This window comes from Mesorhizobium sp. WSM4819, from assembly GCF_055811215.1.
Genome location: NZ_JBVVQO010000025.1, coordinates 1 through 5834 on the forward strand (window position 1 = coordinate 1; position 5834 = coordinate 5834).

Sequence of the window (5834 nt, forward strand, 5' to 3'; positions counted from 1 at the left end):
GGGGCTGCGCGGCGGACACGCCAACGTCACCGCTGAATGCCACGCCATTTTTGCAGAACTTGACGCACACAACTCGATTCGCGGCCACCTCTCCCCCGCTTCGCGGGGGCGAGGAACCCATGTCTTGAGAGGCAGCGCAACGGGGAACCCGGGCAAAAACTCAATCAGGCCCGAAGCCGGCTGACGTCGGGCTGCCGTCGTCGAGCTTCGACAGCCACTCGACCAGCGTCGCGCGATAGCGCGACAAGCCTTTGTAATTGGCGAGTTCTTCGGGCAGGTCGCGAATGACGCGATGCAGGCGCCGCGCCCATATCGGCTGCGTCACCAGCTCGTCCATCTTGATCAGGTAGCAGCGGATCGGGAAGACGATGCCGTTCGAGCGCGGCAGCCGCCAGAAGCTTTGCAGCTCAACGCGCAGGTGGACCTTGTCGCCGACGTTTTCGGGCGTCACCGTCGTCCGGTCCGGACCCCATTTATGATAATTTTCCGGACTGGTGTCGAGGCGCGGATTGATGGTCATCGTCCAGTTCAGCCGCCGCGCCGGCTTGCCCTGCTGGATGTTGGTGAGGAATTTTAGCGCCCGGACGAATACGCCCTTCTCATGCGCCAGCGGCACCGGCGCGTGCCATTCGAAGAAGTTCATGCCGATGTCGAAATCGAGCGACCAGTCTGCTTGGGTGGTGACCATGCCGGCATCCATCCACAGATTGCCGTCGCGCTGGTCGAGGATGCAGAAATCGCCCTGGCTCTGCCGCGTGATGTATTCCATCGGCCCGTAAGGCAGCGTCGAGACATCGCCGAAGGTGAAGCTGTCGTCGATGCCGAGCGGCCGGTTGATCCAGCGCCATTTGTCGCCGTCACGCGTCAGCGTGAAATGCTCGGGATAGCCCAGCGCCTGCTGTTCCATCAGAAGTTCGAGCAGGTCCCAGCCGGCCAGCGTCATGTGCGGCAACGACTGGCAGCGCAGCGGATCCTCCGCCAGCACCAAAGCGCGGTCCTGCATCTCGGCGACATAGTGCTCGTCGACGTCGATCAGGTTTTCGAGCACGCTGCCCTTCGGCCCGACGACGTGCGGCTCGATGTTGACCGCATACATGTAGCTGTCTTCGTGGAACGGGAACGGAAACCGCCTGATGTGCTCCGGGCTGTTCCTGAAGGTGAAGTCGTTACGGAACGTCTCGTTACGAAAGGTGATGCCCAGGCTCGCCTCCTATCTTTCCAGAACCAGCGACTTGCCCTCGAAGCGCGAGACGCAGGGCATGATCTTTTTGCAGGATCGGTGCTCTTCTTCGCTCAGCCAGTGGTCGTTGTGTATGAATTCGCCGTCATGCGCGATGACATTGGTTTCGCACTGGCCGCAGACGCCGCCGCGGCAGAGATAGGGAGGATCGACGCCGGCCCCCTCGATCGCCTCGAGCAGGCTCTGCTGCTCGCCGACGCGGATGGTCTTGCCGCTGACCGCCAGCGTCACCTCGAACGGGGCGCCGGGCTGCGGCGCGGCAAAATGCTCAAAATGCACGGTTTCCGCCGGCCAGCCGAGCGCAGCGGCGCGATCGCGCACCCAGCCGATCATGCCCGACGGGCCGCAGACGTAGAGATGCGTGCCGAGCGGCTGCGACGACAGCAGCCGGTCGAGCTCGATGCGCTCGTCGCGATCGTCGTGATAGAGCCTGACGCGGCGGTCGTAACGCTCTCTGAGCACATCGGCGTAGGTGCCGAGTGAGGCGGTGCGGCAGGTGTAATGCAGCTCGAAATTGCCGCCTTCCGCTGCCAGCTGCGCGGTCTGCGCCATGAACGGCGTGATGCCGATGCCTCCTGCCAGCATCAGATGCTTCCTGGCGCGCAGATCGAGCGAAAAAAGATTGACCGGGTAGCTGATCACCATCTCCATGCCGGGCCTGACATGCCTGTGCATGAACAGCGAGCCGCCGCGGCCGACGTCGTCGCGGCGCACCGAGATGGTGTACTCGCGCGTGTCGAGCGGCGAGCCCATCAGCGAATAGGGGTTGAGCCTCGTCCGCTCGCCGTCGCGCATCTCCACCACAACATGGGCGCCGCCGGAAAATGTCGGCAAAAGCTGCCCGTCGCGCCTGCGGAAATGGAAGCGCGTGACCAATTCGTTGACCGGGACGACATCGCTCACCACGACGTCAAGCTTGGTGGTGCCGGTGCTCATCGAAAGATCTCCTCCGTCGGAGGAATTTCGCTGCGGTCTTCCGCATTGATGCAGACGCCCTGGAATGCCGCGAGGCGCCTGGAATAGTGATCGCGTACCAGAAGAAGCAGGCCACAATGCGAACACGTTGCCGGCTGCGTCGTCACGTTTTCGGTTATCCCCTTGCAATGGACGCATTGGATGCGGCGCGCCAGCGAGCCGCGGTGCTCGGTCTGGATCGCGGTGTGGTCGATGCCGGCTTCGAGCGCCGCCTGCATCGCCTGGCCAATCAGCCCCTCGGTGCCGGTGAGATAGAGGCGCAGGCCCATATGCGCGTTGGCCAGCGTCTGCTTCAGCCGCGGCAGGGCGCTGGCGAAGGAAGGTCCCTGGTAGAGCTGAGCCGGATTCAGCGCTTCGAGCGCAGCGACATGCTGGCCCTCGTTGCCGGGGATGAAAATGATATGAGCATCAGCAAAAAAACCGTCGGGCGCCTTGGCGGCCAGCTCTGTTATCGCCAGCGCGCCTCGTGCATCGGCCACGAAAAGATGGTGCTTGCCGGGCTGCGGAGACAGGGTTCCGTAGACCGGCCGGCTGATGATGCTTTTCTCTGCCATTCTCCCAGTATGCCTCAGCCTTTCGCCGTGCGCTTGGTCTTCTTCGGATCATCGAAGGGAAGCGGCTCAGCCGTCGCGCTGATGGCGCCGCTCTTGTTGCGGATCTCGAGCCTGGTGCCCTGGACGGCGCAGTCGACATCGAGCCGGGCAATGCCCATCGATTTCTTGACCAGCGGCGAATACATGGCGCAGGTCACCACGCCGACCCTTTTGCCGTCACGATAGACCGGTGCGCCCTCGTCGGCCGGCTCCTTGCCTTCGAGCAGCACGCCGAAGATCTTGAAGCGTTCCTTGCCCTTGAGGCGGTAGTGCTCCTCGGCCCCGCGAAACCCTGTCTTGCCGGGGCTGACGGTAAAATCGAGGCCGAGTTCCCACAGCGTGTCGCCGGGGCCTTCGTTCTCGAACGGATATTTCTGCGAATTGTCGTAGGGGTAGAACAGGAGGTAGCTCTCGACGCGCAGCATATCGAGCGTGGTGAACCGGCACGAGATGATGCCGGCGCTCTTGCCCTCGTCGAGGATGGTGTCCCAGATCGTGCCGGCATCCTGGCCACGGCAGAAGATCTCGTAGCCGCGTTCGCCGGTGTAGCCGGTGCGTGAGATCATCACCGGAAAACCGAACAGCCGGGTCTGCATGTGGTGGAAATAGTTGAGGTCGCGAATGCCCGGCACATGCTTTGACAGATAATCGACTGATGTCGGTCCCTGCAGCGAGAGGTCGTGCAGATTGTCATCGAAACGCAGCGAGACATCGCGGCCCACGGCCGCCCGCTGCAGCTCCTCATGGCCGGTGCCGGAACCATGGACGACCATCCAGGCATTCGGGCCGGTGCGGTAGAGGATGCAGTCGTCGGTGAACTTGCCGGCCTCGTTCAGCATGCAGGCATAGGCCGATTTGCCGGGATAGATCTTTTCCACGTCGCGCGTCGTCGCCAGGTCGATCAGATGCGAAGCATGCGGCCCGGTGATGTGGACCTTCTTCAGGCCCGACACGTCCATCAGCCCGGCCTTGGTTCGGATGGCGATGTATTCCTCGTCGGCGTCCTTGTCGTAGGTCCAGGCGGTGCCCATCCCGCTCCAGTCTTCGAGCTTCGAACCGAGCGCACGATGGCGATCCGCCAAGGTCGAAAATCTCCAGGATGCGGTCATGGACTTGCTCTCCTCAACACGATGGCCGACGTTTCGCCGCTTCAGGGCACTGCCATGCGACGGTCCGCGCCATATTGACTCAAAACTCCAAAAGCGCGCAATACTAAGATGCAAAAAGTTTTACTCAGAGGCAAGGAACGCACCTGAACGGAGGGGACATGAAATGGATGGGAATCTCAACGCTCTAACGACCATTTTCACGGAATTCTATTACTGGGTGACCATCGTCATGATGTTCCTGATCCATGTCGGGTTCTGCATGTACGAGGTCGGCGTGTCGCGCCGGCGCAATCATCTGAAAACGCTTATGAAGAACGCGATGGCGATCCCGCTCGTCACGATCACGTTCTATTTTTTCGGCTGGTGGATCTATTTCGGCTTCCCCAATGGGCCGGGCATCGCCGGCGGACTTGTCACCGCACCATTCGCCGAAGCATGGAATCCGCTGATGGGCACCCACCTCTCCGGCGTCAATCCGGGCGAGACGGGGGTCACGCCTACCGACGCCGCGTTGTGGCATCGCCTCAACGGCGTGTTCTGGGGCGCCTTCCTGCTGTTTTCCATCACGACGGCGTCGATCGTCTCGGGTTCGATCATAGAACGCGCTCGCTCGGGGGCGTTCTGGATCGTCGCGGTGCTGGTCGGTTCGGTCCTGTGGATTCTCGACGCGTCCTGGGGCTGGCATCCGCAAGGCTGGATGGTGAAGCTCTGGGGCTATCATGATGCCTATGCATCGGGGGTGGTGCACGCAATCGCGGGCGGAGCGGCGCTCGCCTTTCTTATCGTGCTTGGTCCGCGCATCGGCAAGTTCAGGCCCGACGGCACGGCGCGCGACATCCCGCCCCACAATGTCTGGTTGGTCACGATCGGGCTGTTCCTGATCTTCACCGGCTTCTGGGGCTTCTACGCCGCGTGCAACATTCCGCTGATCAGCCCGGCCACGATTGCCGGCCAGATCACCGGCGAGACCTGGACGGCGACCAACATCTATCTCGCGCCGACCACGCTCTCGGCGATCACCTTCAACTTCCTGATGTCGCTGTCGGGCGGTATGCTGGCCGGCTACATCGTCTCCAAAGGCGATCCCTTCTGGACGTTCTCTATGGGGCTTTGCGGCATCATCTCGGCGTCTGCCGGCAACGACCTCTATCACCCGATCCAGGCGATGCTGATCGGCGCGATCGTCCCGAGCATCTGCTACAAGCTGCACTATTTCGTCGAGCGCCGCTTCAAGATCGATGATGCGGTCGGCGCCGTTGCAGTGCACGGTTATGGCGGCTTTCTCGGGGTGGTGGTGGCGGGCTTCATGCTGTGGGGACAGCCGTCCTCGCCCTATGAGGGCTTCGCGCACATCAACCCGCTCGGCAATTTCGCAGGTGCGGTGCTGATGTTCGTGCTCGGCTTCGTCCCCACCTTTGTCGTCTGCAAGATCCTCAACAGCATGAACCTCCTGCGCGTACCGGCGAAGGTGGAACTCGAGGGCGTCGACTTTGCCCTCAACCATGCGTTTGAGGCGTCGGTCCGCGAAGTGGGAGCCGCCGAAAAAGCCATGATCAAATAGTCAACGGGCAAGGAGAACCGCAATGTCTACCAATGGAATGGAAAGCTGGGCCGTCGACCTCAAGGACGTCGGCGCGATCTACCCGTTTCAGGGTTCCGAAGTCGTGATGGTCATCATCGGCCTCGTCTTCTGGATCGGGTGGCATGTCCTTCAGACGCGCCACGAGAACGCTGAGATCGAGGCCGATATGGCTGCGGATCGCACGGGAGATGAGACGAGAAAGGCGATCGACCGCCGTTAAGTCACCGCCGGGGGGGGGGGGGGGGGGGGGGGGGGGGGGGGGGGGGGGGGGGGGGGTGGAAAATAATAAAAAAAATAAATAAGTTATAAAAAAAAGAAGAGGAGAGGGGGAGGGG

Annotated in this window: 6 protein-coding genes; 2 read left to right on the plus strand and 4 right to left on the minus strand. The window is 62.0% G+C overall.

Features of this window, described 5'->3' with window-relative positions; translation table 11 throughout:
• Positions 1–160: 160 nt before the first annotated feature.
• Genes AC0L18_RS21300 through AC0L18_RS21315 form a run of 4 tightly spaced genes read right to left on the minus strand, consistent with a single transcriptional unit; the run spans position 161 to position 3917 of the window.
• On the minus strand, positions 161–1201 hold the full coding sequence (locus AC0L18_RS21300; protein WP_473494087.1) for a heme-dependent oxidative N-demethylase family protein: 1041 nt from the start codon (positions 1199–1201) through the stop codon (positions 161–163).
• A 9-nt stretch (positions 1202–1210) separates the two neighbouring features.
• Positions 1211–2176, minus strand: a complete 966-nt coding sequence (locus tag AC0L18_RS21305) for a PDR/VanB family oxidoreductase (protein ID WP_473494082.1) — start codon at positions 2174–2176, stop codon at positions 1211–1213.
• On the minus strand, positions 2173–2769 hold the full coding sequence (locus tag AC0L18_RS21310) for a dimethylamine monooxygenase subunit DmmA family protein (RefSeq protein WP_473494083.1): 597 nt from the start codon (positions 2767–2769) through the stop codon (positions 2173–2175). The genes AC0L18_RS21305 and AC0L18_RS21310 overlap by 4 nt, the downstream gene beginning before the upstream one ends.
• A gap of 14 nt (positions 2770–2783) precedes the next feature.
• Complete coding sequence (locus AC0L18_RS21315; RefSeq protein WP_473494084.1) at positions 2784–3917, minus strand: aminomethyl transferase family protein; 1134 nt, start codon at positions 3915–3917, stop codon at positions 2784–2786.
• A gap of 163 nt (positions 3918–4080) precedes the next feature.
• On the opposite strand from AC0L18_RS21315, the gene AC0L18_RS21320 reads away from it, so the two are divergent.
• On the plus strand, positions 4081–5478 hold the full coding sequence (locus AC0L18_RS21320; RefSeq protein ID WP_473494085.1) for an ammonium transporter: 1398 nt from the start codon (positions 4081–4083) through the stop codon (positions 5476–5478).
• Between the two features lie 22 nt (positions 5479–5500).
• Complete coding sequence (locus tag AC0L18_RS21325) at positions 5501–5719, plus strand: hypothetical protein (protein ID WP_473494086.1); 219 nt, start codon at positions 5501–5503, stop codon at positions 5717–5719.
• Positions 5720–5834 lie beyond the last annotated feature (115 nt).